This window comes from Lysinibacillus sp. RS10 (assembly GCF_041956855.1).
In the GTDB taxonomy this organism is placed as follows: Bacteria; Bacillota; Bacilli; order Bacillales_A; family Planococcaceae; genus Lysinibacillus; species Lysinibacillus xylanilyticus_A.
This window is the reverse complement of record NZ_CP167122.1, coordinates 567,018-591,822: the sequence shown is the minus strand read 5'-3', so window position 1 is coordinate 591,822 and position 24,805 is coordinate 567,018. Positions and strand designations below refer to the sequence as shown.

Here is a 24,805-nt window from a genome sequence, read left to right as displayed (position 1 = left end):
CATAGTTTGTCTGCAGCTAAAGCGCAGCGTCAGCTACAAATGTTTTCTGTGCGAAAGCGCAGCGACAGCAACAATTACGCCAAGGCGAAATCGATTTCGTTAAAATTTCGACATACTCTAAAAGTATTCCTTCTTTCTATACTCCCAAAGCTAAAATACTTTGTTCTTATATGTTATAGTAGATTTTAGATTGGGAGGCAAGATGTTAAATGAAACCTTACAAAAGTAAAATTAATAAAATCCGTTCATTCGCATTAGCACTTATTTTTATCGGCTTTGTAGTTATGTATGGGGGAATCTTCTTTAAAAACAGTCCTATTCTAGTATTAATTTTCATGTCCCTTGGTGTACTTTGTATTATTGGTAGTACAGTCGTATATGCATGGATTGGTCTTCTCTCAGCACGAGCTGTTCAAGTAGAATGTCCTAATTGCCAGAAGCACACAAAAGTATTAGGCCGTGTAGATATGTGTATGTACTGCAATGAACCATTAACGCTGGATCCAACTCTAGAAGGAAAAGAGTTCGACCAATCTTATAATAAGCAAAAAAAATCCTAGCCCTTATATAAGAGCTAGGATTTTTCATTACACCTTTGCAGATTCATCTTTACACGTTGGACAAGTACCGTAAATCTCTAAACGATGCGAATGCACATCAAAGCCTGTTACTTGTGATGCAAAATGTTCAATTTCATCGAGACCAGGGTAATGGAAATCGACTATTTTCCCACAGCATTCACAAATCATATGATAATGATCATTTGTAATGAAATCAAAGCGACTTGAAGCATCACCAAATGTTAGTTCTTTCACTAAACCAACTTCACGGAATACGCGAAGATTATTATAGACAGTCGCTACACTCATATTCGGGAATTTCCCTTCAAGTGCTTTATAAATTTCATCCGCCGTTGGATGTGCCATAGATTGAATTAAATATTCTAAAATCGCATGACGCTGAGGAGTAATACGTACACCAGTTGTTTTTAACGTGTCAAGTGCATCCTGTAAATGCGTTGCAGACATCGTCATGCACCTCTTTCATAAATATTATTAATTTATAATAGTTATAAATAGTGTATCGAATTAGACTTACTTCTGTCAACATTCGTACATTTTCTAAATCAATAACATTTAAATATTAAGGGACATACGCTATCTATTGCTTAATACATTACTGGCCCCATTTTGCAATATATTGATAAACGCTAAGAACCGATTCGTATACCACTTCAATAGCCTCTTGATAAATCCATTACATTTTCTAAATCTGTTTCACCACGTAACCACTTCTCTAAACTTGGCTTAAAAATCTCTAAGCTACGTTCAACATATCGGGATGAGTGACTTGAAATATGTGGAGATACAATAACATTCGGTAAAGTCCATAAAGGATGATTAGTAGCTAAAGGTTCTTGTTCAAATACATCTAAAACAGCATAACCAATTTCACCTGATTGAATAGCATGAACCAGAACGTTATCCTCTACTAAGTTTCCACGACCAAAATTCATAAATATAGCATCATTTTTCATCGCTTTAAAATGTTTTTCTTTCAATAAATGTGTAGTTTCTGCTGTTTTAGGTAATACAGAAATGACAATATCAGCTTTTGGTAGAGCTTCGATTAATCGATCAAAGCTCACCATGTCATTCATATAAGCCGCTTCTTTCCCTGAACGGTTACAGCCAATTGTCGTAACACCAAAAGCTTGCAATAAACGACCTACTTCCGAGCCGATTGCTCCTGGCCCTAAAATAAGTGCTGTACTATCACGCAACTCGGTTTGTTTCGCTTTTTTTGACCATTCGCTTTTCTTTTGCTGCTCATACATCCAAGGCAGTGCACGCTTAATCGCTAAAATATGGGCAAGCATTGATTCTGCCATTGGTGTTTTATGAATGCCACGCACATTTGAAACTAAAATCCCTCGTTCAACAATGGCTTGAGCTGGCATTTTTTCTATTCCCGCTGAAGCTACAAAAATCCACTTAAGATTTATGGCATACTGAATATTTTCATCATTTAAATCTTCACCATATGTTACAAGCACATCTGCTTTTTGTAGCTCATCGTTTGATAATCCACTTTCAAAAATAAAATCAACTTGTGGAAATTGTGCTACCAGTGGTTCGCGTAAGTCTGGTCTTGGTTCAAATGTAAAATATATTCTCATTGCTTTGCCTCCCATTCTGTTAAATATGTATATACTTCTTCTATATGATTTTTCACACGTACTTTACGCCAAGCCTTTACCAAATTTCCTTCTATATCAATTAAAAATGTTGAACGTTCTATCCCCATATATTCACGTCCATACATTTTCTTCAGCACCCATACTCCATACGCCTCTGCAACTGCATGATCTTCATCCACTAATAATGAAAATGGTAATCCGTGCTTATCTATAAATTTGGTATGCTTTTTTGCATCGTCAGGACTAATGCCAAGTACAACTGCATTTAATTGACTAAAATCTTCATGCTTATCACGGAAGTCACATGCCTCCGTCGTACAGCCTGGTGTCATATCTTTAGGATAAAAATATAAAATAACATTTTGTCCCTTACAATCCGCTAACTTTACAATTTCTCCTTTTTCATTCACAAGGGAAAAATCTGGTGCTTTTTTTCCTTCTATTAAAGTCATATCAATCTCCTCCTCTGTATGATTCATTTTACTCTAAGAAACAAAACAAGTCATATTCCTTAATTTCTTTGGATTTCTTGCACTGATAGGTCTACAATAGATGAAGTATAAAGATTTAGGAGGCAATATATATGAATCACACAAAATCTGAGGCAGTACACGCAGAAGCGCTACAGCATATCGTTGGTGGTGTAAATAGCCCTTCTCGTTCTTATAAAGCAGTTGGCGGAGGCTCACCTGTTGCCATGGTCCGTGGGAAAGGTGCTTATTTTTGGGATGTTGATGGCAACCGTTATATCGACTATCTAGCAGCTTACGGCCCTATCGTTACTGGTCACGGTCATCCACATATCGCAAAAGCAATTACAAACGCTGCTGAAAACGGCACTTTATTTGGTACTCCAACTGAATACGAGGTTACTTTTGCAAAAATGCTAAAAGAAGCAATTCCATCAATGGATAAAGTACGCTTTAATAACTCTGGTACAGAAGCAGTCATGACAACAATACGTGTCGCGCGTGCTTATACTGGTCGTACAAAAATTATGAAGTTCGCTGGCTGCTATCACGGTCACTTTGACTTAGTACTAGTAGCTGCTGGTTCTGGTCCTGCGACTTTAGGTACCCCAGACTCAGCAGGTGTTACAACTTCAACAGCAGAGGAAGTAATTACTGTACCATTTAATAATCCTGAAGCATTTACAGAAGCTATGGATAAATGGGGCGATCAAATTGCCGCTATCTTAATAGAGCCTATCGTTGGAAACTTCGGTATTGTAGAACCAAACCCAGGCTTCCTAGAATTAGTTCATGCAACAGCCAAGGAAAAAGGCGCATTAACAATTTACGATGAAGTGATTACTGCATTCCGCTTCCACTATGGTGGTGCTCAAAACTTATTAGGCTTAACACCTGACCTTACTGCACTTGGTAAAGTAATCGGCGGTGGTTTACCAATCGGTGCATATGGTGGCCGCAAAGAAATTATGGATACAGTTGCTCCACTTGGTCCTGCCTATCAAGCAGGTACAATGGCCGGAAATCCTGCATCCATGCAAGCTGGTATTGCCTGCCTAGAAGTATTACAAACGCCAGGTATTTATGATGAAATGGACCGTCTCGGAGGCATTTTAGAGGAAGGTATCTTGGCTGCTGCGAAAAAACATGATGTAACAATTACTCTTAATCGTCTTAAAGGGGCTCTTACAATTTACTTTACAGATGTGACAGTAGAAAACTATGAGCAGGCCGAAAACTCAGACGGCGAAATCTTTGGCCGCTTCTTTAAATTAATGCTTGAACAAGGCGTTAATTTAGCTCCATCGAAATATGAAGCATGGTTCTTAACAATAGCGCATACAGAAGCTGATGTTCTTGAAACAATTAAAGCAGTAGATCATGCATTTTCTCAATTGTAACAAAGGCGCAAAAACGTCTGTTCAACAGTTTCTTTCAAGCTGAAAGGGGCACTTTTGCCTCATCGTGAATAGAGCAATTTAGTGTTGACGAAATCAGCGTCTTAGTTTAATTACAACTATAAATGAAAGGCGGCTCTCTTAAGAGTCGTCTTTTTCATTTAAATGACATACAAATCTATGTATTTTATGAACACTTCCTTCTATAATGTAAAGAAGCATCCATTATGCCTCGGCATAAAGAAGTTAAAATTTTAGACAGAAAGGACATCCATTTTCTATGAAATTAGGTGCCCGTGTATTTAAAACTGGTGTAGCCATTGTGTTCGCACTATTTATTGCTGAGTTGCTAGAGTTACCTTCACCTGTTTTTGCTGGAATTGCAGCTATCTTTGCGATTCAGCCATCTATTTATCGCTCCTATCAAACGATCGTTGAGCAAGTACAGGCCAATATTATAGGTGCTACTATCGCGGTCATTTTCGGCTTACTTTTTGGTCACCATGTAGTAGCAGTTGGCATTGCCGTCATTACTGCTATTGGCTTAATGTTAAAATTTAAACTTGAAAAATCGTTGTCTCTAGCACTTGTCACAGTTGTAGCAATTATGGAGATTCAGGGTGATGACTTCATTACATTTGGCCTTATTCGCTTTATTACCATTTTAGTTGGGGTGTTAGCAGCATTTGTCGTCAACCTATTCTTCCTGCCACCAAAATATGAAGTAAAGCTTTTCCGTAAAATTTACTTTTTACAGGATGATATAATTCGCTGGACGAGACTTGCTGTGCGTCAAGCATCTGAGCATACTTCTACAAAAGAAGCATTAAGCAAATTTAAGAACCGTATGCAACGAGTTGATACACTGTATGATTTTTATAAGGAAGAGCGTAATTACTTAAAAAATAAAAAGTATGTAAAAGCACGTAAATTAGTTGTTTATCGCCAAATGATCACAACGTCAAAGAAAAGCTTGGAGCTGCTTCAGCGTCTTCATAATCACGAAAACGAATTAGCACAGCTACCGACACAATTTCATTTAATGATTCAAGAGCGGCTTGATTTCCTGCTAACTTACCATGAGCAGCTACTGTTAAAATATACTGGGAAATTGAAGCCCGAACATTCAGAGTGGAGTAAAAACATCGATTATGTTCAGCGCAATGAGTTAATGGAAATATTCATTAAACAAATAACTTATGCACATGATGAAGGCGATACAGAATTCTCGAGCTATCACTTGCTTTATATTTTATCGCGTATTTTAGATTACGAAGAAAACCTAGAGCATTTAGATACGCTCATCGTGTCTTATCAAACTCATCATGGTCATGAAATCAATGTGGAATTTGAAGAGGAATTTATTTAATATCAAAAAACATACAAAAGGGCGAAGGGTTGGCATTATATCCATCTCTTCGCCCTTTTCTATTAACTTTTCATTTTCGGATCAAGTGCATCACGCAGACCATCCCCCATTAGATTAAATCCAAGAACCGTTAACATAATAGCCAAGCCTGGGAATATCATTGTCCACGGTGCCTTCAATAAATAGATACGTGCATCCGCAAGCATTTTTCCCCACTCTGGTGATGGTGCTTGAGCTCCTAATCCAAGGAAGCCTAGTGCTGCCGCTTCAATAATCGCTGTCGCTATCGCTAGCGTTCCTTGTACGATGATTGGCGTCATTGAGTTGGGTAAAATATGCGAGAATAAGATTCGTGAATCACGCATTCCAATCGCCTTTGCTGCTACGATATATTCCTCTTCTTTAACACTCAATACTTTCGAACGAATTAAGCGTCCAAAGTTCGGTACATTAATAATCGCAATAGCAATCAATGCATTTTGTAATGATGGCCCAAGTACTGCTACTACTGCAATAGCTAGTAAAATACTAGGGAACGCTAACAAAATATCGAAAATACGCGAGATAATCGTATCAATCCATCTTCCATAATACCCCGCAATAATGCCAAGTAAACTACCTACAATAACAGAAAGAATAACAGAAAAAAAGCCTACCGATAAAGAAATACGAGTGCCATGTATGATTCTAGACAAAATATCCCGACCAAAGTCATCAGTGCCAAACCAATGCTCACTTGACGGCGCTAATAAACGCTTCGTTAAATTTTGTTCATTAATACCTTCAGGAGCAATCATCGGACCAAACATAGCAATTAAAATGAAAAATAGTACAATGCCTGCACCTACTAGGGAAATTTTGCTCTTTTTAAAGCTACGCCAGCCTTCTCTCCAAGGACCTGACGCACGTTCACGACTTGGTGCTGCCTCTGTTTTTATATTTATCGCTCCAGTCATTATCGCATCTCCCCTCTACTTGTATTTAATCCGTGGATCGATCACTGTATACAGTAAATCCACAATCAAGTTAATCATGATAAAAATAAAAGCAATTACTAAAATACCTGATTGAATAACAGGATAATCTCGGAAGCCAATCGCATCATAAATATAACGACCAATTCCAGGCCAGCTGAAAATTGTCTCTGTTAAAATTGCACCGCCAAGCAATAAGCCTGTTTGCAAACCGATTACTGTTAACACGGGAATCACTGCATTTTTCAAAGCATGTTTATACACTACAATAAACATTTTTTGTCCCTTTGCCCGTGCAGTACGTACATAGTCAGAGCGCATGACTTCAAGCATCGACGACCTAGTGATCCTCGCGATAATCGCCATCGGAATTGTCGCAAGTGCCATCCCCGGCAATACTAATCTCTTTAAAACCTCAATAAATTGATCAAAGCGTCCTTGTATAAGCGTATCCAGTAAATAAAAATGAGTAATGGAAGTGATCGGATCTCGTACATCCTCTCGTCCAGACGTTGGAAACCAGCCAAGCTGATTACTAAAGGCCCACTGTTCCATCAAACCAAGCCAGAAAACGGGCACGGACACCCCAACTAAAGCAACAACCATTGCTACATAATCAAACCACGAGTTTTGAAACCATGCCGAAATAATTCCAGCATTCACTCCAACTACCACTGCGATAATCATTGCAAATAGTGCGAGCTCAGCTGTCGCTGCTAAATATGGAATTATTTCCTCTGAAACAGGTAACTTAGTTCGTAGTGATATCCCTAAATCCCCCTGAAAAACGCCACCTAAATAACTAACATATTGCGTATACCATGGCTGATCTAATCCTAAACTTGCGTTTAATGCTTCGACCGCCTCTTTCGTTGCCTGTTGCCCTAAAATTACTTGCGCTGGGTTACCAGGGATTGCACGAATTAACATAAAGACGATAAAAGTCATTCCAAGCAAAACTGGGATTAATTGAAATACACGTCTTCCCATATAGTGAAGCATCTTCTTCACCCCTCTGTTATTTTCATAATATACTTTTGCATCAGGTGTATTGATTAATCGTTTTTGTCCACTTTTTTAAATTAGAGGATTGTCACCATAACGTGGGGTTGATTTCCGTTCCGACTGGGCGCTTTGTTGCTGTCGCTTCGCTTTCGCACAGATAAAACATTTGCCGCTGACGCTTCGCTTTCGCGCAGATAAAACATTTGTTGCTGCCGCTACGTTAGCACTACGCTTTCGCACAGAGCAAAGCTTCCTGGGGGCGTCCGATGAGCCGCTTCGCTTCGCTCCAGGGTCTCGGGGCAACAGGATGTTGGTCACGAAGGCGTTATCACAGGACGTGATAGTTTTAGCCTTCGTTCCTCTAACGCTGATCCCCAAGGAGTCGCCCTGTCTCCACTCCAATCAACTTATATACATGGCGTTTTAACAATGGCATTCCCAACTTTTGATGATGCGTCACATAAAAAAATAACTCTAGCCTACCAAAAAACGAGTATTTTCATATAATTCTTTAGTAAAAAGAATCTGCGAGATTTCTACGGCTTACCCGCAGAAAAGCAAGCAGATTCTTCTAAATCCTTATTAAAATAGAATTCTACTATCTACTGCATATCTACTGCATCTAAACGGTCAGAACCTGTTGGATGTGCAATATAGTTTGTAACTTTAGTGTTCGCAGCTAAAATTGGAGTAGAGTGAGCAAGTGGAACCCATGGAGCATCCTTAGAGATAATCTCTTGAGCTTGCTTGTAATATTCATTACGCTTGTCCTCATCAATTTCAGTTTGTGCAGCCACTAATAGTTTGTGTAGTTCTTTGTTGTCATAGAACGTATAGTTGTTAGAGCCAATATTGTCAGCGTCTAATAATGTGTAAAGGAAGTTATCCGCATCTCCGTTATCGCCTGTCCAACCAAGTAAGAACGCATCCGCTTCACCGTTTTGCGCTTTTTCTAAATACGTAGCCCATTCAAAAGAAACAATTTTAGATTTTATGCCAACATCCTCTAAGTTCTTTTGAATAGCTTCCGCTACTTTTTTACCGTCAGGCATGTATGGACGTGGAACTGGCATAGCCCATAGCTCAATTTCTTTTCCATCATAACCAGCCTCAGCTAATAATGCTTTTGCTTTTTCTGGATCATACTCATAACCTTCAACCTCATCGTTGTAGCCCGCGATTACTGGAGGTATCGGATTTTTTGCTGGCTCCGCTAAGCCTTCAAAGAATGCATCTACTAATGCTTGTTTATCAATTGCATAGTTTACTGCTTGACGAACTTTCACGTTATCAAATGGTGGACGTGTTACCGTTAATCCAAGATAACCAACATTCATAGATGGACGTTCGATTAATTGTAATTGTGCATTTGATTCGATTGAAGCTTTATCAGACGGGCTTAGACCATCTGCAATATCAATATTGCCTGCCGTTAAATCATTTAATCGCGCTGAGTTATCTGGAATTGAACGATAAATAACTTTATCTAATTTTGGTACACCATCAATATAGTAATCTGAATTTTTTTCAATAGTAATCGCATCATTGCGTACCCAGCTCACAAATTTAAATGGACCTGTACCTACTGGATTTGTAGATAATCCTTCTTCATTTGCTTCAAAAGCTGTTGGAGAAGCAATTGCAAAAGGAGACATTGCTAAATTTTTCAGGAAAGGTGCTTGTGGTTGGCTAAGCTTGAATACAACAGTATAATCATCTTCAGCAGTTACCGATTCAATAACTTGCTTATCACCCACTACAAATTGAGAACTAAAATAAGGGTATTTGTCAGTATCTGACTTCCAACGCTCAATATTTTTAACAACTGCTTCTGCATTGAAATCAGTGCCATCATGGAACTTTACACCTTCTTGTAACTTGAATGTGTATGTTAAACCATCTTCTGACGGCTCCCATGATTTCGCTAAACCTGGTTGAATCGATACATCTCTATCACCGAAATTAACTAGTGTTTCATAAATATTAGCTGTAACTGTAAAGGACTCTCCGTCTGTAACAACAGCAGGATCTAGTGCGACAGAATCTCCACCACGACCATAGACTAATATTTTTGGTTCACCACTGCTAGCTGTATCGCCACCAGTTGAAGTATCTTTACTACCCGTATCCTTAGTATCTGAGCCACCACAAGCAGCTAAGATTGTCGAGAGAACAAGGATAAGCATTACACCCAGAGTCCAAAGCTTCTTTTTCTTCATTGATTTTCCCCCTAAGTTTTTTTATATCATTGAATGTTGGATTGCGGGATAAAGATGGCAAGCAACATAATGACCCGGCTTCACTTCTTGCATTTTTGGGACTTCTTGAGAACATTCTTCCTTTTTAAAAGGGCATCTCGTATGGAAAGTGCAACCACCTGGCGGATTTGAAGCACTTGGAATATCTCCAGAAATAATGAGCTGTTCACGTTCAAACGTAGGATCTGGAACAGGTACCGAGGATAGCAGTGCCTGTGTATAAGGGTGAAGTGGCTCAGCATATAAATCCTCACTAGCCGTAAGCTCTACTAACTTTCCTAAATACATCACACCTACACGATTACTAATATGGCGTACAACTCCCAAATCATGGGAGATAAAAATATAAGTTAACTTTAAGTCCTTTTGTAAGTTTTGCAATAAATTCAATACCTGAGCCTGTATGGATACATCGAGTGCAGAAACGGGCTCGTCCGCAATAACCATACGAGGATTCGTCATAAGTGCACGGGCAATACCAATACGCTGCCTTTGACCACCACTAAATTGATGTGGGTACCGTTTCACATGGTATTCATTTAACCCTACGATTTCGAGAAGCTCTAAAACTTTTTGTTTCCGTTCCTTTGCATTGCCTATTCCATGAACAATAAGAGGCTCCTCTAATATTTTCCCAATATTATGTCTCGGGTTAAGAGAGGCATAAGGATCTTGGAAAATCATTTGAATATCTCTACGCGCTTTACGCATTTCATTGTTGGATAATTCTGAAATCATTTTGCCTGCAAATTCAATTCTTCCCTCTGTTGGCTCAAGTAATCGCATTAAGAGTCGACCAGTAGTTGATTTGCCACATCCCGACTCCCCTACAATGCCTAAGGTTTCCCCTTCAAAAACCTCAAAGGAAACATCATCCACTGCCTTTACATCGCCAACCTGTGTATTAAGGATGCCTTTCCGAATCGGAAAATACTTTTTTAAGCCATCAACCTTCAATAACACTTTCGACATGTTGCTCCACCTCCTGTTTCCCTAGTAAAAAACATCTGGATTTATGCTGCTCTGCTGCTTCATATAAAGGTGGTGTTTCTTGTACACAACGATCCATCACAAATTCGCAACGCGCTGCAAAACGACAGCCTACCTGAACACTTCCTGGTTTTGGTACACTGCCCGGTATAGAGTAAAGATTGTCCTTTTTATAACGCATATCAGGTACAGATTTAATAAGTCCTTGTGTATAAGGATGCTTAGGATTAGCGAAGATCTCTTGAATAGGCGCCTCCTCTACAATCTGACCAGCATACATGACAATTACACGCTCGCATGTTTCTGCTACAACACCTAAATCATGTGTTATTAATAACACAGCTGTATTTAAACGTTTATTTAAATCTTTCATAAGCTGCAAGATTTGAGCTTGAATCGTAACATCTAATGCAGTAGTCGGTTCATCAGCAATTAATACCTTCGGATCACAGACAAGTGCCATCGCAATCATAACCCGCTGTCGCATTCCACCTGATAATTGATGAGGATAATCTTTTAATAATTCCTCAGCACGCGGTAAACCTACAAGCTTCATAATTTCTATTGCCCTTGCAAAGGCTTTCTTTTTCGACCACTTCGGATTATGAATTAAAATCGCCTCTTTTAGCTGATCCCCAATAGTAAATAAAGGATTTAAGGATGTCATAGGCTCCTGAAAAATCATCGCCACATCTTTTCCACGAATTTTCTGCATTTGTTTATCAGATAATGTCGCGAGATTTTTGCCATCTAATAGTATGTCTCCACCCGTTATTTTTCCTGGTGGTGATGGTATTAATCCCATAATAGATAAAGAGGTGACACTTTTACCGCTTCCTGATTCCCCTACAATCCCTAAAATTTCTCCCTCATGTACAGAAAAATCAATATCATCTACGGCAGGAATTTGTCCATCATCTGTAAAAAAGGTTGTCTTTAAACCTTTTAACTCTAGTAGCTTTTTCCTCATGATTAATCGCCCCATCCTACCTATATTTTACTTAATTACATATGTCCTAAAAAAACTATTCTAACTATCATTTTTTTCTATATTTTCAGATAATTCTATCTAAAAAATATTACTCTTTCAATCATTATTATTCTTCAATAAACATAAATTTTCTACATCATTCGATTTTTGTATTAATAATATCTTATTAAACGAAAGTAATTTATAAAGATAACAAAAAAATAGCCTCCCATTTACATTTAAATGGAAGACTTTTTATAGTTTATTTACTATTAACGTGCATATGCATCCTCAGTGACTTTATCTTGAATATCTCAATCTAAATGTTGCACTTGGAATAAATTATAGTATGTTCCCTCTTTTTGCATTAATTGCTCGTGTGTACCACTTTCAATTAATTGACCATGATCGATAACAAGAATTTTATCAGCATGTGTAATTGTAGAAAGTCTGTGAGCAATAATAATTGTTGTACGCTCATGCGCAAGTGCATCTAGTGATTCTTGAATAAGCGCTTCACTTTCTAAATCCAATGCAGAGGTTGCTTCATCTAGTATTAAGATAGGTGGATTCTTTAAAAATACACGAGCGATCGCTACTCGTTGCTTTTGGCCACCTGATAACTTCACACCGCGCTCCCCGACCTTTGTGTCATAGCCATTTGGCAAGCTCATTATAAAATCATGTGCATTTGCCGCCTTGGCAGCAGCAATGACCTCTTCATCAGACGCATCTGGCTTACCCATTAAGATATTCTCTTTTACTGAATCACTAAACAAAATATTATCCTGTAGGACTATGCCAATTTGTGAGCGTAAAGAATGTAATGTTACATCTTGAACATCATATCCATCAATACGCACTGTCCCACTCGTTGTATCGTAAAAGCGTGGAATCAAACTAATAATGGTTGATTTACCTCCACCGCTCATACCTACAAACGCTACTGTCTCTCCAGCATTAATAGTGAAATTAATATTGTTTAAAATTTGTGAGCCATCAGCTTCATATTGAAAGTTCACATTGTCAAAGCGGACCTCACCATTTGCCCGAGGTAGCTCTAACGCATTCGCCTTGTTTACTACTTCATATGGTTCGTCTATCAATTCAAACATTCGATCCATCGATGCAATGGACTGTGTTAACATCGTTGATGAACTTACAAGACGACGTAGTGGACCATAAAGGCGTTCTATATAAGCAATAAAGGCAACCATCGTTCCAACTGAAAGAGATCCATTAATAACCTGATAACCTGCATAAGCAATTACTAAGAGAGGTGCTACATCCGTGATTGTATTCACTACTGCAAAGGATTTAGCATTCCATTTTGTATGGTCCAGTGCCTTCTCTAAAAATTCACCGTTTGCTTCATCAAATAATTTTTGTTCATGTTTTTCTAGTGTGAAGCTCTTAATAATGCTCATTCCAGCTACACGTTCATGTAAATAACTTTGTACACCTGCAAGTGCTTGCGAACGTTTACGTGTTAAAGACCGAAGTTTACCAAAGAAGAACTTCACACTAAATGCATAGAACGGGAATGCAACTAGTGCTACTAGCGTCAGCTTAACATCCATTGCAAACATAATACCGATAGCAATAACGATTGTCGCAAGGTCGAGCCAAATATTCATTAAGCCTGTCATGACAAAGGTTTTTGTTTGTTCCACATCATTAACAACTCTTGAAATAACATCACCAGCTCTTGTATTTGCATAGTACCTTAAACTTAGTCGCTGTAAATGCGCATATATTTGTTGTCGAATATCAAAAAGCACTTTGTTACTAACATGTTGAGCAAAATATTGACGGTAATATTCAATCGGTGGTCGAATAATAAAGAATACAATGATCGTACCACCTAACCAGTAAAACAGCTCTTTCGTTTTCTCAGCATCCGTTAGATTGTCTGCAGCGATTATATCATCTAACACAATTTTTATGAGTAACGGGATAAATAACGGAATTGCAAATTTCACTATACCGATTAATATTGTTAAAATAATTTCCCATGTATATGGTTTTACAAACTTCATATAACGCTTTATGCTATCCAATTCATATCACATCCTTATCAAAAAGCCTCACACTTTTTGTGGCAAAAATTGAGTATCTCATTACATGATTATCATTTGACTTATCACTTTGCCACACAAAAAGAAACAGACATCCAAAACTGAATGCCCAAACGTATTATAGCAATATTTCGTTTGAAGTACAGTTAATATAACTTTGTCACTAACTATTTTGGAATTAGAATAGCCAATTCACGCCATAAAAAAACACCCATTAGTAAAACTAATAGGTGCTACTAACAATCATCTGCTTGCATATCGAGCTGAAACTTATATCGATTTGTCCAGGCATCGATGAAATCAGGTGCAAAGGGTCCTCTTTTTTGTTGAATCCAGCTAATTAATTTATCGACATTGCGCTTTAAAATTTTATCAATGACATCTGGATAAGACATTTCCTTCCGATGCAACTCATATTCATCCTCATCTAGGAGTGAAAAAGACATGTCAGGAAAAACTTTTATATCCAAATCATAGTCAATATATTTAATGGCATTATTATCGAAAACAAATGGTGAGCTTAGATTACAATAATAATACACACCGTCCTCACGTAGCATGCAGATGATGTTAAACCAGTGCTCCGCATGGAAATAACAAATAGAAGGCTCTCTCGTTAGCCAAGTACGACCATCGGATTCTGTCACAAGTGTCCGTTCATTCGCACCGATAATGATATTTTTCGTTCCTTTTAACACCATTGTTTCTTGCCAAACACGGTGGATACGGCCATTGTGCTTATAACTATGTATTTGTATCGTTTCTCCTTCTACCGGTATTGCCATTTTTGAAGCCCACCTTTTCGTCTATGCTACCTAAATCTAGCAGTCTCTAGTATATTATAGCAATGTGTACGCGAAAGGTGTAGTTAGAAAACCACAAATTTCCCTGCGCTCTTTTAAATTTGTACAAAATTTTGTGAATTTGAAGCAAATTTAATCAAAACGATCACTCAATTGGCGTTTTTTGTTTCTAATTTTCATATCGGAGCTGGCGGTTTTTCTTTTGACCCGAGCAGGTTTCTTGGCTACCTGAGCAGTTCTCCTTGACACGAGCACTTCTCTTGGCTACCTGAGCAGTTCCTCCCCTGTCCCGAGCAGTTCTTTCGTCTGCCTGAGCGTTTCAGTTTCTCACAAGTCCCGCTTTTCTAAATAGAATTAAAAAGGAGCTGCCTTTTTTAAATCTTTTCGATTTAGACAGCTCCTTAGAGGTAAATGCAGCTATGCAATTACAAAGTGTTATTCACCAAGGTCTTGGTTAGTTTTTTTGAAGTTTCCTGAAGCTGGAGCTTTCTTTTGCTCTGCTTTAGCATTTTGCTTTTGCACTTCAGTAACGTCTGTTTCATAACCAAATTCTTGACTTTGACGTTGCATGTTTTTATTTGGCTGGAAATTTTGGTTGTTGTTCTTTTTCATGATCATTCACCTCCACGCTAATTATTGTGTACCGAGGTAAATGTTTTTATGCCCATAAATTTTTATAAAAATAATTTTGTCGATTAATCCTTTATTTCTTGCCAGATTTTCAGCATCGGAACAGGCATTGGTAATAACTCTATCTGTTCGCGAGTCAGCCATTCGCCCTTTACTGTTGAATTACATTTCATAAAATAGCTATTTAGATGCCATGTTAAATGTGAAAAAACATGTTTAAATGTTAGCAAATCTTGTTGAGATTGAACTTTTATAGCATAGTCATTCATAAAAGTATCTATTGAATCTTTACCATGTTCAAGCATCGGAAACTGCCATAGATTAGCTAATAAACCCTCTGCTGGACGCTGCTCCAATAAAATTCGACCTTTGTCATCTTTACATACAAGAACATCATACGTGATATGCTTCATCTTTACTTTTTTAGATTTAACAGGCAGTTTTTGGGGCTCACCTTCATTAAATGCAGTACAATATTCCCGAACTGGACATAATAAGCACTTTGGGGAAGTGGGTGTACAAATAAGCGCCCCAAGCTCCATTAAACCTTGATTGAAGGACGATGCATTTTCAGGATCGATAAGTTCTTCAACTGCCGCTTCAAAAATCTTTTTAGTCTTTGGAAGTGCTATATCATCATGAATAGTAAGCACACGACTTAAAACACGCATAACATTGCCATCAACTGCATGTTCGGGTTTATTATAGGCAATACTTAAAATAGCTCCAGCAGTATACGGACCTACACCTTTTAATTTTGAAATTTCATGGCGATTATCGGGTACTACCCCACCGTAGTTCTCTAATACCTCGCGAACACCCGCTTGTAAGTTACGTGCACGGGAATAATAGCCTAGGCCTTCCCAATGCTTCAATAAATATTCTTGTGGTGCTTCGGCGAGTAATTCTAATGTTGGAAAACTTTCCATAAAGCGATTGTAATAAGGAATAACTGTGTCGACACGTGTTTGCTGTAGCATCACTTCCGATACCCATATTTGATAAGGGTCCGTAGTATGCCTCCAAGGTAAATCACGTTTCTCAACATTAAACCATTCGACTAAAGATTGTCGAAATTCTGTTACATATGGATAATTCACAATGACCTCCAGTGTATTTACGATTTAAATTATGGTAAAAAGGGTATACAATTAAGATAAGATCATTTGTGTGAGACGTCTTAAAACAACATATTCAGCACAAATGTTCATTAAGTAAATATCAGGTATTACGAATTATTGAAATATACATGTATGCAAATTGTACGCTAATTTTATGCATACTAGGAGTGGATATTTTTGGATTCAGGTACACATTTCGTTATGGGTATTGCCCTCGGTGGTCTTGCATTAGCCGATCCCGTAATAGCAAATCATTCAATGACATTTACTGCAGTAATTGCAGGTACGATTATTGGCTCACAGGCGCCTGATGTCGATACAGTATTAAAACTACGCAACAACGCTGTTTATATTCGACATCATCGTGGAATTACACATTCACTACCAGCAGTAGCGATTTGGCCCATCTTAATTACAGCAGTTTTATCATTTATTTTTCAAGATGCAAATGTGTTTCATTTATGGCTTTGGACGTTTTTAGCTGTAGTACTTCACGTCTTTGTTGATATCTTCAATGCGTATGGTACACAAGCATTCCGACCATTTTCTAGCAAATGGGTTGCACTCGGTGTCATCAATACATTTGATCCTATTATTTTTACACTACATTGTCTTGGCATTTTACTTTGGGTATTTGGTGCAAATCCAATTTGGACATTTAGCATCATGTATGTCATTATCATCGTTTACTATATTTTACGATTTGCAGTTCAAAAGGCTGTTAAGAACGCTGTGCATAATACTCTTCAGGATGAGGAGTATGTAATTGTAGCTCCTACAATGCGATTCTTCCACTGGCGAATTGCTGCAAAATCAAAAACGCATTATTACGTTGGTCGTGCATACGGGCGAACTGTTAATATTTACGATAAATTTGAAATAGAACCTTTACCAAAAACGCCTCTTATTGAAACAGCCATGAAAGATCGCAATCTCGCTGCATTCACGTCATTTTCGCCATTATATCGGTGGGAAATTTCAGAGCTTGAAAATGGCTTAACAGAAGTGAGATTAATTGATCTGCGTTACCGTAGTGAAAATCGCTATCCTTTCGTTGCTGTCGCTCATTTAAACGATGACAACGAAATTATCACATCATACACAGGCTGGATTTTTACAGAAGATAAACTCCAGAAAAAATTACAGATTGGCGCAAGTAATTAAACAGCAAACCCTGACCAGCATTGGTCAGGGTTTTGTTATTGCACCATATCATCGCTAGCATCAAGTAAATGTGAGTATTTGGGATTGCGTCCTGCAAATGCATGCAACTTATCACCATAGCTAGTAATTAATTGACGTACTAAATTTTCAGTGTAATCTGCCCCACGATAGTTATAGCCAGCTTTAGCAGATGTTGATTCAAAATCACTCCATAAAAGTTCAATCCATACTCGTGCACGCCCTACGGACATCTGTGGATTTTTTGCAAGTAACTCCGCTGTAAGCTTTTCGATTTTTTCTTCCACTTATTTGCCCACCTTTATTGGAGATAGAATTGAAACAGGTAGCGCTTCTTGATATTTTTCGCCCCCTAAACGATGTCCCCAAGCAAAGCGTCCTTTTAAATAATCCACTTGAAAAAATTCATTTTCAGAGCCGTCTATACGATACATCTCTCCAGGAATTATTGTATCTAAATCCACTAAATACGCAGCCACCATTAAAGCCTTACGCTCATACACTGCAAATTCATTAATGATTCCTAGCTGCTCCGCCTTTCGTGATTTTTCCTTAAGCATGGCTATTTCTTCTCGTAATTCATGCTCTGACATTACAGCATAATTTTTTTCGTTCATTCCTCATTCTCCTTTTCTTCTATAAAACGATCGATAACCTCTATAGGAAAACCCTTTTGATAGAGCACCTGCTTTATTTTCATTTTCAGTTCATAACCAGTATACTTCGATGAGTACTTTTTCCAAACTTTTTCGCCTTGTACATTAAGTAGCTGTTGCCATTCATCTTCACCTTGTTCAAGCTCTATTTGCCCCAGCACCTCATCTACAACAGTAAAAGAATACCCTTTTCGCATTAAAAAATCTTGAATTTTAGCTTTTACTTGCGTTGGCGTTTTCTTTTTTTCTGATCGAACGACCTTGCCAGCCAGCTGTGTCGCAAGTTTTACCTGTTCCTCATGACTATATGTAGCAAGTACCTCATCCTGTAAGCTCTTATCAATCCCCTTTTTCATAAGATCTTGTCTAATCGCCTTAGGACCTTTTTTCATAGTAGCCTTTTTCGTATCGAGTAATGCTTTGGAGTACGTTTCATCATTTAAAAAGCCATATGATTTCAACTTTTGTATAGCCTCTAAAATAACTGCCTCCCCAAATTCTAATGTGAGAAGCTTTTTCTTTACTTCATGCTCACTCCGCATTTGATAAGATAAAAAATTTAGCCCTTTATTAAAAGCTTTTCGAATCTCATCCTCATAGGCAATTTCCTGTATATCAAATTCCTCAAGCACTTTCCCCTTTGTTAATCCAAATTGAAGGAGAATTGCCTCATCTACAGGAAAAGCATATTCTTCGTTCAAATATATATTATAACGCTCTGGATTGTTTTTTTGACGTGCAATTTTCGTAATAATACGCATTGGTAACACCTCACTAATCACCATTATAACATTTTTCGTGGGTATTGCTTTTTCCCCACAGTATTCGCATGTTCGCGGGTATTTTCACGTTGCGCGCGGATATTCACTTTCCTTCGCGGGTATTTTCTCGTCTCGCGCGGATTTGGAGGTTCTATCCACGACTTTGGCGGTTCTATCCATCACTTTGATGATTCTATCCACGATTTTGAAGGTTCTATCCGTCACTTTGGCAGTTCTATCCACGATTTCGAAGGTTCTATCCACCACTCATAGTTCTATTCGCCATTTCAGAAGTTCTCTCCGTTATTTGATTGATTTCTATACTGACCATTCCATTTAGACAGGAATGGATAAAAAACAACTGCCCTGGAAATCGGTTTTAATGATTACTCATCATCCAAAATTTGCTTCTCTTCCGCGGGTATTACTTCAGAGAGATTAACATTGGTAATTAGATAGATGGTAAACTTGCTCATATAGAGTAGTTTAAAAAAGGGAGGGATTCTTATGAAGATTGTTATTGCAGGTGGTACTGGTTTTGTAGGGAGAGCTCTTACAAAGCTATTGCAGGAAAAAGGACATGAGATCATTATTTTAACCCGGAACAAATCAGGTCGAGAAAACGATATTCAATATGTACAATGGCTACAACAAAATACACGACCTGAACAGTTGTTAGATGATGTCGATGCATTTGTTAATTTAGCAGGAATTTCTTTAAATACTGGACGTTGGACAAAAAAACAGAAGAAAGCCATTTATACGAGTCGTATGGAAGCGACACTTGAAATAGTACGTATTATGGAGCATCTTACCTCAAAGCCAAAAGTGCTTGTCAATGCAAGTGCAGTCGGGATCTATCCTACTTCTACAACGACTATCTATACCGAAGACTCCACAGACTATGCAACTGATTTTTTAGGCACGACAGTTTATGATTGGGAACGCCATGCAAAACGTGCTGAGAAATTAGGGGTTCGAGTTGCCCTTGCACGTTTTGGTGTTATTTTAGGTCGTACTAGTGGTGCACTTCCTTCCATGTTACTACCATATAAATTGCATATCGGAGGCACAATAGGTTCAGGTGAACAAAGGCTTTCATGGGTTCATGTCGAGGACGTAGCACGAGCTATATATTTCGCAATTACGAATAATGCTATTCATGGCCCTTTTAATGTTACTGCACCTCATGCAACACGCATGAAGGATTTCGGAATAACAATTGCAAGTGTAATGGGAAAACGCCATTGGATGCCTGTACCAAGCATTGCAATGCGTTTAGCGTTAGGTGAGCAAAGCACGCTTGTATTAGAAGGTCAGCATGTGTTACCAACTGTTTTAGAAAAACTTCATTTTACATTTAATTTCCCACATTTAAACGACGCTCTTAAAGATTTATTGTAGAATCTAGTCGGATATTTTTTTGAATATAACGCATCCTAATGAAAAAGAAAGGATGCGTTTTTATGTGGAAACAGCATATAGTAGGAGCAACAATCGCTACTTTTATTATTGCCGCAGCAATTAGCTTTAATCCATTTTCTGCTTTTAGCTCTGATGAATACAACTGGGGCTTTAAACGAGCAAAAAACGGTGAACAAGCCGAGGCTGGAGCTCAGCTTGATCAGCTACTTGAGCAATATGATGCTATTTATAAAGGTAAGCCTGATAAAAAGGTTGCGTATTTAACCTTTGATAACGGCTATGAGAATGGCTTTACAGAAAGTATTTTGGATACTCTGAAGAAGGAAAACGTACCAGCTACCTTCTTTTTAACTGGTCATTACTTAGAAAGCGCCAGTGATTTAGTGAAACGCATGGTTAAAGATGGCCATACTATTGGTAACCATTCATACGGACACCCAAATATGGCGAGGCTAACTCCCGATGGTATGCGTACTGAATGGAAGAAACTCGACGATAAGTTACGTGAATTAACAGGCATTGAACGTACAACATATGCCCGACCACCTGAAGGTACATTTAATGCGAAAGTATTAGAGGTAGGCAATGCTGCAGGCTATCGTCATATTTTTTGGTCTGTTGCCTTTAAAGACTGGGTAAGAGATGAACGACGTGGTGCAGATTATGCGTATAATGCACTAATGGAACAGCTACACCCTGGTGCTGTAATTTTAATGCATACAGTTGCTCAAGATAATGCAGAAGCACTTCCAATGTTTATTGCTGAAGCGAAAAAACAAGGCTATACATTTTTATCTCTTGACGATTTAGTTTTAGAACATGAAGATTTCCCTGTCGCTTTGCAATCGTCTACTCCTTAGTTATAATGGGGAGATGATATTAAAAGAACAGGGACGTGGAACGCTTGACGCAACAAACAACAATGGAAGTAGGACAACAATTCCCACTAACAATAAAAAGACTTGGTATTAATGGCGAAGGAGTAGGCTTTTATAAACGCAACGTTATATTCGTAAAAGGCGCAATTCCTGGTGAAGAAATTACAGCACAAGTGACGAAAACACAGCGAAACTTTGCCGAAGCTGAAATATTAGCAATTCGCAAAGCTTCAAAATATCGTCAGGAAGCACCTTGCTCCGTTTACAACGAATGTGGTGGCTGTCAGCTTCAGCATATGACCTATGAAAAACAGCTAATCGAAAAGCGTGATATCGTTATTCAAGCATTAGAACGCTATGCTAAGCCTTTAGCTAACACAGTTGACGTGCGCAAAACGCTAGGGATGGAAAATCCATGGAATTATCGTAACAAAAGTCAATATCAAGTACGTAAAGAAGGTAAGCGTGTCTATGCAGGGCTATTTGCGGAAGGTAGCAACAAGTTACTAAACATCAATGATTGCCTTGTCCAACACCCAGTTACATCAAAAATTACGGTCGCAACACGTAAAATTTTGCAAAAACTAAATATTACTATTTACGATGGTCGTACACTTGATGGATTAGTACGTACGATTGTTGTACGTACAGGAATTCGTACTGGTGAAACGCAAGTCGTGCTCGTAACAACACGTAAGGAAATTCCACATCTAGCGGAACTCATTACACGTATAAAGAAAATCGACCCAAGTATCGTATCGATTGCACAAAATATTAACCGCGAGAAAACATCGTTAATCTTTGGCGATGAAACGATTGTTCTCGATGGTAAAGATACGATTCATGAGGAGCTTGGCGAATTAGCCTTTGATTTATCAGCTCGTGCCTTTTTCCAACTGAATCCAACACAAACCGTTCATCTCTATGATGAAATCAAAAAAGCAGCAGCATTAACAGGCAAAGAAACAGTTGTTGATGCTTACTGCGGTGTTGGGACAATCGGTCTATGGCTAGCTGACAAAGCGAAAGAAGTTCGTGGAATGGATGTTATTCCAGAAAGCATTCAGGATGCACGTAAAAACGCCCGAAACCATGGCTTCAAGCATACAAAATACGCAGTCGGCACAGCAGAAAGTGTATTAGCAAAATGGCGCAAAGAAGGATTCACACCAGATGTTATTACAGTAGACCCACCACGCACAGGTCTAGCACCAGAGTTCATACGTACGGTGTTGAAGCTAAAACCGAAGCGCTTTGTCTATACGTCTTGTAATCCTTCAACATTGGCGAAGGATTTAAATGAATTATCGAAGTTTTATGATGTGGAGTATATTCAGCCTGTGGATATGTTTGCACAGACGGCGCAGGTGGAGTGTGTGGCAAAGCTTGTGTTGAAGAATAAATAGTGATGAAAAAGGACGTCTTCTATCGGGGACGTCCTTTTCTCCATTTTATATCATTTCAAAATCAAAACGATTGCAGTACATATAAAATAAATGATAGGGAATAGAACATTATAGAGACTTATTTCTATTACCAATTCCAACAAATGTAAAGCATATTTTCAATATGTAAACCACTGAGTTCTTACAAATATATATTATTCTAGCTATAATTTATCTATAAACACAAAATTAAAAGGAAAGGGGTATCTTCATGTTCAAAAAAATATTAGCTTTCACTCTTACCATCACTGCTTTATATCTATTTGTAAATATTAGGAATAAAGCAGAAGCCAGTTCATTAGAAAATGATACTATTGAAGAAGGAAAAACTATTGCTACATTCGATTTAAACAATCCAGAAAAGCAAGAACAAGAAATCACATTATCAAATAATGAAACAGCTGTAGTAGGACTAGAGCCAGTATCAAATCCTTTGACTAGAGCATCAAATGGAACTTACAAAGCTTATTGGTATTCTGGAGTAGCTAATGCTCACTTCTATTTCACTGTTAGTAACAATAAAATCACACAAGTATATGATGGATGGCACTTGTTCGTGGGAACTAGTGTAAAATCAGCAAACTTAACATTAGACTCTTCAAAACAAGCTACGTATTATTTTGAATTTGGGACTCCAATTTGGGATTTTGGTGGATGGAATGGATGGTTAAGAGCAAAAATTGATAATAATAATAATGTCAAATACTCTATTAAATAATTAAAGGAGATAGAGAAATGGGTCTAACCTATATAATAATGACACTTATCAGTTTTATAGTCATAGCTTTTATTGTTACCATTGCCTTTAAATTAATAAAAAAATATGTAGTATTAAAAAAATAAACCACTCTCACTCTCAACAAACTGCCATGAAAACAAGTTGTACTTACCTGAGCGTTTTAACATAAATAGGAGGCACTGAGTGACGTTTTTGAGACAGTAATAAAACACCTTATTCTACAACCAGTTGACATTATAAACCCGCGACTGGTTGTTTAATTTCGTTTTATCTTAATATTGTTATAATAGTAAATCTATTCTTCGACAATGTTTATTACTCACGTATTTATCGTGCGATAAATATCATCAAGGTAGAACATTTCACAATATAGCGAGAAGTGAAACATTTCAAGTGAGGAATTACAGCTGACATACCCTTAAAAAAACCTTTGAGATACTTGGGCTATTTTAAGTTGTCAGAATCATGCAAGAGCCTTCAAAGTACTGGATTATATTAGGGAAAAGAAAAAGCACTCGTTGTGAGTGATATTACATCGAATGCTTTGTATTATTTGCTTCACCACATAACGTTTGTTTAAACGCTTAATTATTTTGTTTTTTAACTTATAGAAAAAGACATTTCCTTTATTTTCCTATTCCTACATCAAAACAATAAATTTATTTTTTCTTCAATTGCATTTGATTAATACAATAATTCATCAATTGAAACCTCGTAAATTTTTGCTAATATTTTCAAATTATCAATGTCAGGATATGTACGATTATTCTCCCATTTCGAAACCGACTGTCTAGATATATTTAATTTTTTAGCTACTTCTATTTGAGTTAAATTTTTCTTTAACCGGTATTCTTTTAGTCTATCACCTATTTTCATAAATTCTCCTCCTCGTATATTAGTAGTAAAAGAATTTCCAGCTGATCCGGACAGTTAAAGGATTTCTGTTTGATTATCTATCTAAAGGAAGTAGTTACCTTAAGGATTCTCAATTTTTTATATCTTATTTGTTTGAACCTTGCATTGCAGAGGGAGCCAAATAGGAAATTGTACAAACTTATGTTATTCAAAGAATATTCCGATAATTACACTCTGTATGAATACCATACCATTTACTCTAAAAGTTTCAAAATCACTATTTGTTGAAAAATGAACAAAAAGTGATAAAAATCTGAATATTAAACACTTTTAATAGTTCTTCATAAAACTTGTTAAAATGTTCTTAGAAAATTATTTTGTTTTGCATAAGGACATTATAAAGTTATATTGCTTGTAGCCGTATATAAAGGTAGAAAGAAAAATATATTAAATAGAAACAAATTAAATAGCAGCAAAAAAAGGCGTCTCCTAAAATTAAGAGACGCCCTCATTTTTTATTTTTATATGTACTGCACAGCTCAAGCTGCCTGGTGGATGACGGACGGTCCAGAAAAATCAGCACCTTAACCAATAACCCA

Annotated in this window: 25 protein-coding genes; 8 read left to right on the top strand and 17 right to left on the bottom strand. The window is 37.6% G+C overall.

Translation table 11 applies throughout. From position 1 onward, the window contains the following. Positions 1-209: 209 nt before the first annotated feature. A complete protein-coding gene (locus ACB089_RS03000; RefSeq protein ID WP_374965256.1) occupies positions 210-560 on the top strand; it encodes a YgzB family protein in 351 nt (116 codons plus the stop codon). Between the two features lie 27 nt (positions 561-587). Here ACB089_RS03000 and perR read toward each other — a convergent pair whose 3' ends face one another. From perR to bcp, 3 genes are all read right to left on the bottom strand, one after another. Next, positions 588-1,028: a peroxide-responsive transcriptional repressor PerR gene (perR, locus tag ACB089_RS02995; protein ID WP_374965255.1), complete on the bottom strand. Its 441-nt coding sequence runs from the start codon at positions 1,026-1,028 to the stop codon at positions 588-590. Between the two features lie 206 nt (positions 1,029-1,234). Next, positions 1,235-2,179, bottom strand: a complete 945-nt coding sequence (locus ACB089_RS02990; protein WP_374965254.1) for a D-2-hydroxyacid dehydrogenase — start codon at positions 2,177-2,179, stop codon at positions 1,235-1,237. Beyond that, the gene (gene bcp / locus ACB089_RS02985; RefSeq protein ID WP_368638234.1) at positions 2,176-2,652 is read right to left on the bottom strand and encodes a thioredoxin-dependent thiol peroxidase; all 477 of its coding nucleotides are present in this window, start codon (positions 2,650-2,652) and stop codon (positions 2,176-2,178) included. Before bcp ends, ACB089_RS02990 begins: the two co-directional genes overlap by 4 nt. A gap of 131 nt (positions 2,653-2,783) precedes the next feature. On the opposite strand from bcp, the gene ACB089_RS02980 reads away from it, so the two are divergent. Together ACB089_RS02980 and ACB089_RS02975 are read left to right on the top strand one after the other, a co-directional pair. Continuing rightward, the gene (locus ACB089_RS02980; protein ID WP_374965253.1) at positions 2,784-4,070 is read left to right on the top strand and encodes a glutamate-1-semialdehyde 2,1-aminomutase; all 1,287 of its coding nucleotides are present in this window, start codon (positions 2,784-2,786) and stop codon (positions 4,068-4,070) included. A 277-nt stretch (positions 4,071-4,347) separates the two neighbouring features. Beyond that, positions 4,348-5,436, top strand: coding sequence for an aromatic acid exporter family protein (locus tag ACB089_RS02975; protein ID WP_368638236.1), 1,089 nt, complete (start codon positions 4,348-4,350; stop codon positions 5,434-5,436). 62 nt (positions 5,437-5,498) lie between these two features. On the opposite strand, the gene nikC is transcribed toward ACB089_RS02975, so the two are convergent. The 10 genes from nikC to mutY all read right to left on the bottom strand — a co-directional run bounded on the left by nikC (position 5,499) and on the right by mutY (position 16,244). After that, on the bottom strand, positions 5,499-6,392 hold the full coding sequence (nikC, locus tag ACB089_RS02970; protein WP_374965252.1) for a nickel transporter permease: 894 nt from the start codon (positions 6,390-6,392) through the stop codon (positions 5,499-5,501). Between the two features lie 15 nt (positions 6,393-6,407). Further along, positions 6,408-7,412 carry an ABC transporter permease gene (locus ACB089_RS02965; RefSeq protein ID WP_374965251.1) on the bottom strand — a complete coding sequence of 335 codons (1,005 nt, stop codon included), beginning with the start codon at positions 7,410-7,412 and terminating at the stop codon, positions 6,408-6,410. Between the two features lie 75 nt (positions 7,413-7,487). Further along, positions 7,488-7,655 carry a hypothetical protein gene (locus tag ACB089_RS02960; protein WP_374965250.1) on the bottom strand — a complete coding sequence of 56 codons (168 nt, stop codon included), beginning with the start codon at positions 7,653-7,655 and terminating at the stop codon, positions 7,488-7,490. A 362-nt stretch (positions 7,656-8,017) separates the two neighbouring features. Continuing rightward, a complete protein-coding gene (locus ACB089_RS02955) occupies positions 8,018-9,634 on the bottom strand; it encodes an ABC transporter substrate-binding protein (protein WP_374965249.1) in 1,617 nt (538 codons plus the stop codon). A 21-nt stretch (positions 9,635-9,655) separates the two neighbouring features. Beyond that, a complete protein-coding gene (locus ACB089_RS02950; protein WP_374965248.1) occupies positions 9,656-10,645 on the bottom strand; it encodes an ABC transporter ATP-binding protein in 990 nt (329 codons plus the stop codon). Beyond that, positions 10,620-11,633 (bottom strand): ABC transporter ATP-binding protein, encoded by a 1,014-nt coding sequence (locus ACB089_RS02945; protein WP_374965247.1) that lies wholly within the window; start codon positions 11,631-11,633, stop codon positions 10,620-10,622. Before ACB089_RS02945 ends, ACB089_RS02950 begins: the two co-directional genes overlap by 26 nt. Positions 11,634-11,947: 314 nt before the next feature. After that, entirely contained in the window at positions 11,948-13,693 is a 1,746-nt protein-coding gene (locus tag ACB089_RS02940; protein ID WP_374965246.1) for an ABC transporter ATP-binding protein, read from the bottom strand. A 254-nt stretch (positions 13,694-13,947) separates the two neighbouring features. Next, on the bottom strand, positions 13,948-14,496 hold the full coding sequence (locus ACB089_RS02935; protein ID WP_068986629.1) for a DUF402 domain-containing protein: 549 nt from the start codon (positions 14,494-14,496) through the stop codon (positions 13,948-13,950). 453 nt (positions 14,497-14,949) lie between these two features. Continuing rightward, a complete protein-coding gene (locus ACB089_RS02930) occupies positions 14,950-15,126 on the bottom strand; it encodes a gamma-type small acid-soluble spore protein (protein WP_374965245.1) in 177 nt (58 codons plus the stop codon). Positions 15,127-15,209: 83 nt separating this feature from the next. Beyond that, a complete protein-coding gene (mutY, locus tag ACB089_RS02925) occupies positions 15,210-16,244 on the bottom strand; it encodes an A/G-specific adenine glycosylase (protein WP_374965244.1) in 1,035 nt (344 codons plus the stop codon). A 198-nt stretch (positions 16,245-16,442) separates the two neighbouring features. On the opposite strand from mutY, the gene ACB089_RS02920 reads away from it, so the two are divergent. Continuing rightward, positions 16,443-17,429: a metal-dependent hydrolase gene (locus ACB089_RS02920; protein ID WP_368638245.1), complete on the top strand. Its 987-nt coding sequence runs from the start codon at positions 16,443-16,445 to the stop codon at positions 17,427-17,429. A 35-nt stretch (positions 17,430-17,464) separates the two neighbouring features. Here ACB089_RS02920 and ACB089_RS02915 read toward each other — a convergent pair whose 3' ends face one another. Genes ACB089_RS02915 through recX form a run of 3 tightly spaced genes read right to left on the bottom strand, consistent with a single transcriptional unit; the run spans position 17,465 to position 18,864 of the window. Further along, positions 17,465-17,734 carry a YfhJ family protein gene (locus ACB089_RS02915; RefSeq protein WP_368638246.1) on the bottom strand — a complete coding sequence of 90 codons (270 nt, stop codon included), beginning with the start codon at positions 17,732-17,734 and terminating at the stop codon, positions 17,465-17,467. Further along, entirely contained in the window at positions 17,735-18,064 is a 330-nt protein-coding gene (locus ACB089_RS02910; protein WP_368638247.1) for a YfhH family protein, read from the bottom strand. Continuing rightward, a complete protein-coding gene (gene recX, locus ACB089_RS02905) occupies positions 18,061-18,864 on the bottom strand; it encodes a recombination regulator RecX (protein WP_374965243.1) in 804 nt (267 codons plus the stop codon). The genes ACB089_RS02910 and recX overlap by 4 nt, the downstream gene beginning before the upstream one ends. A gap of 507 nt (positions 18,865-19,371) precedes the next feature. Here recX and ACB089_RS02900 point away from each other — a divergent pair. The 4 genes from ACB089_RS02900 (at position 19,372) to ACB089_RS02885 (ending at position 23,330) form a co-directional block, all read left to right on the top strand. Beyond that, positions 19,372-20,268: a TIGR01777 family oxidoreductase gene (locus ACB089_RS02900; protein WP_374965242.1), complete on the top strand. Its 897-nt coding sequence runs from the start codon at positions 19,372-19,374 to the stop codon at positions 20,266-20,268. A gap of 62 nt (positions 20,269-20,330) precedes the next feature. Next, the gene (locus tag ACB089_RS02895; protein ID WP_068986637.1) at positions 20,331-21,149 is read left to right on the top strand and encodes a polysaccharide deacetylase family protein; all 819 of its coding nucleotides are present in this window, start codon (positions 20,331-20,333) and stop codon (positions 21,147-21,149) included. Between the two features lie 44 nt (positions 21,150-21,193). Continuing rightward, positions 21,194-22,573: a 23S rRNA (uracil(1939)-C(5))-methyltransferase RlmD gene (gene rlmD / locus ACB089_RS02890; RefSeq protein WP_374965241.1), complete on the top strand. Its 1,380-nt coding sequence runs from the start codon at positions 21,194-21,196 to the stop codon at positions 22,571-22,573. A gap of 250 nt (positions 22,574-22,823) precedes the next feature. Then, positions 22,824-23,330: a DUF5626 family protein gene (locus ACB089_RS02885; RefSeq protein ID WP_374965240.1), complete on the top strand. Its 507-nt coding sequence runs from the start codon at positions 22,824-22,826 to the stop codon at positions 23,328-23,330. Positions 23,331-24,035: 705 nt separating this feature from the next. Here ACB089_RS02885 and ACB089_RS02880 read toward each other — a convergent pair. Beyond that, positions 24,036-24,227, bottom strand: a complete 192-nt coding sequence (locus ACB089_RS02880; protein WP_134025995.1) for a helix-turn-helix transcriptional regulator — start codon at positions 24,225-24,227, stop codon at positions 24,036-24,038. Between the last annotated feature and the right edge of the window lie 578 nt (positions 24,228-24,805).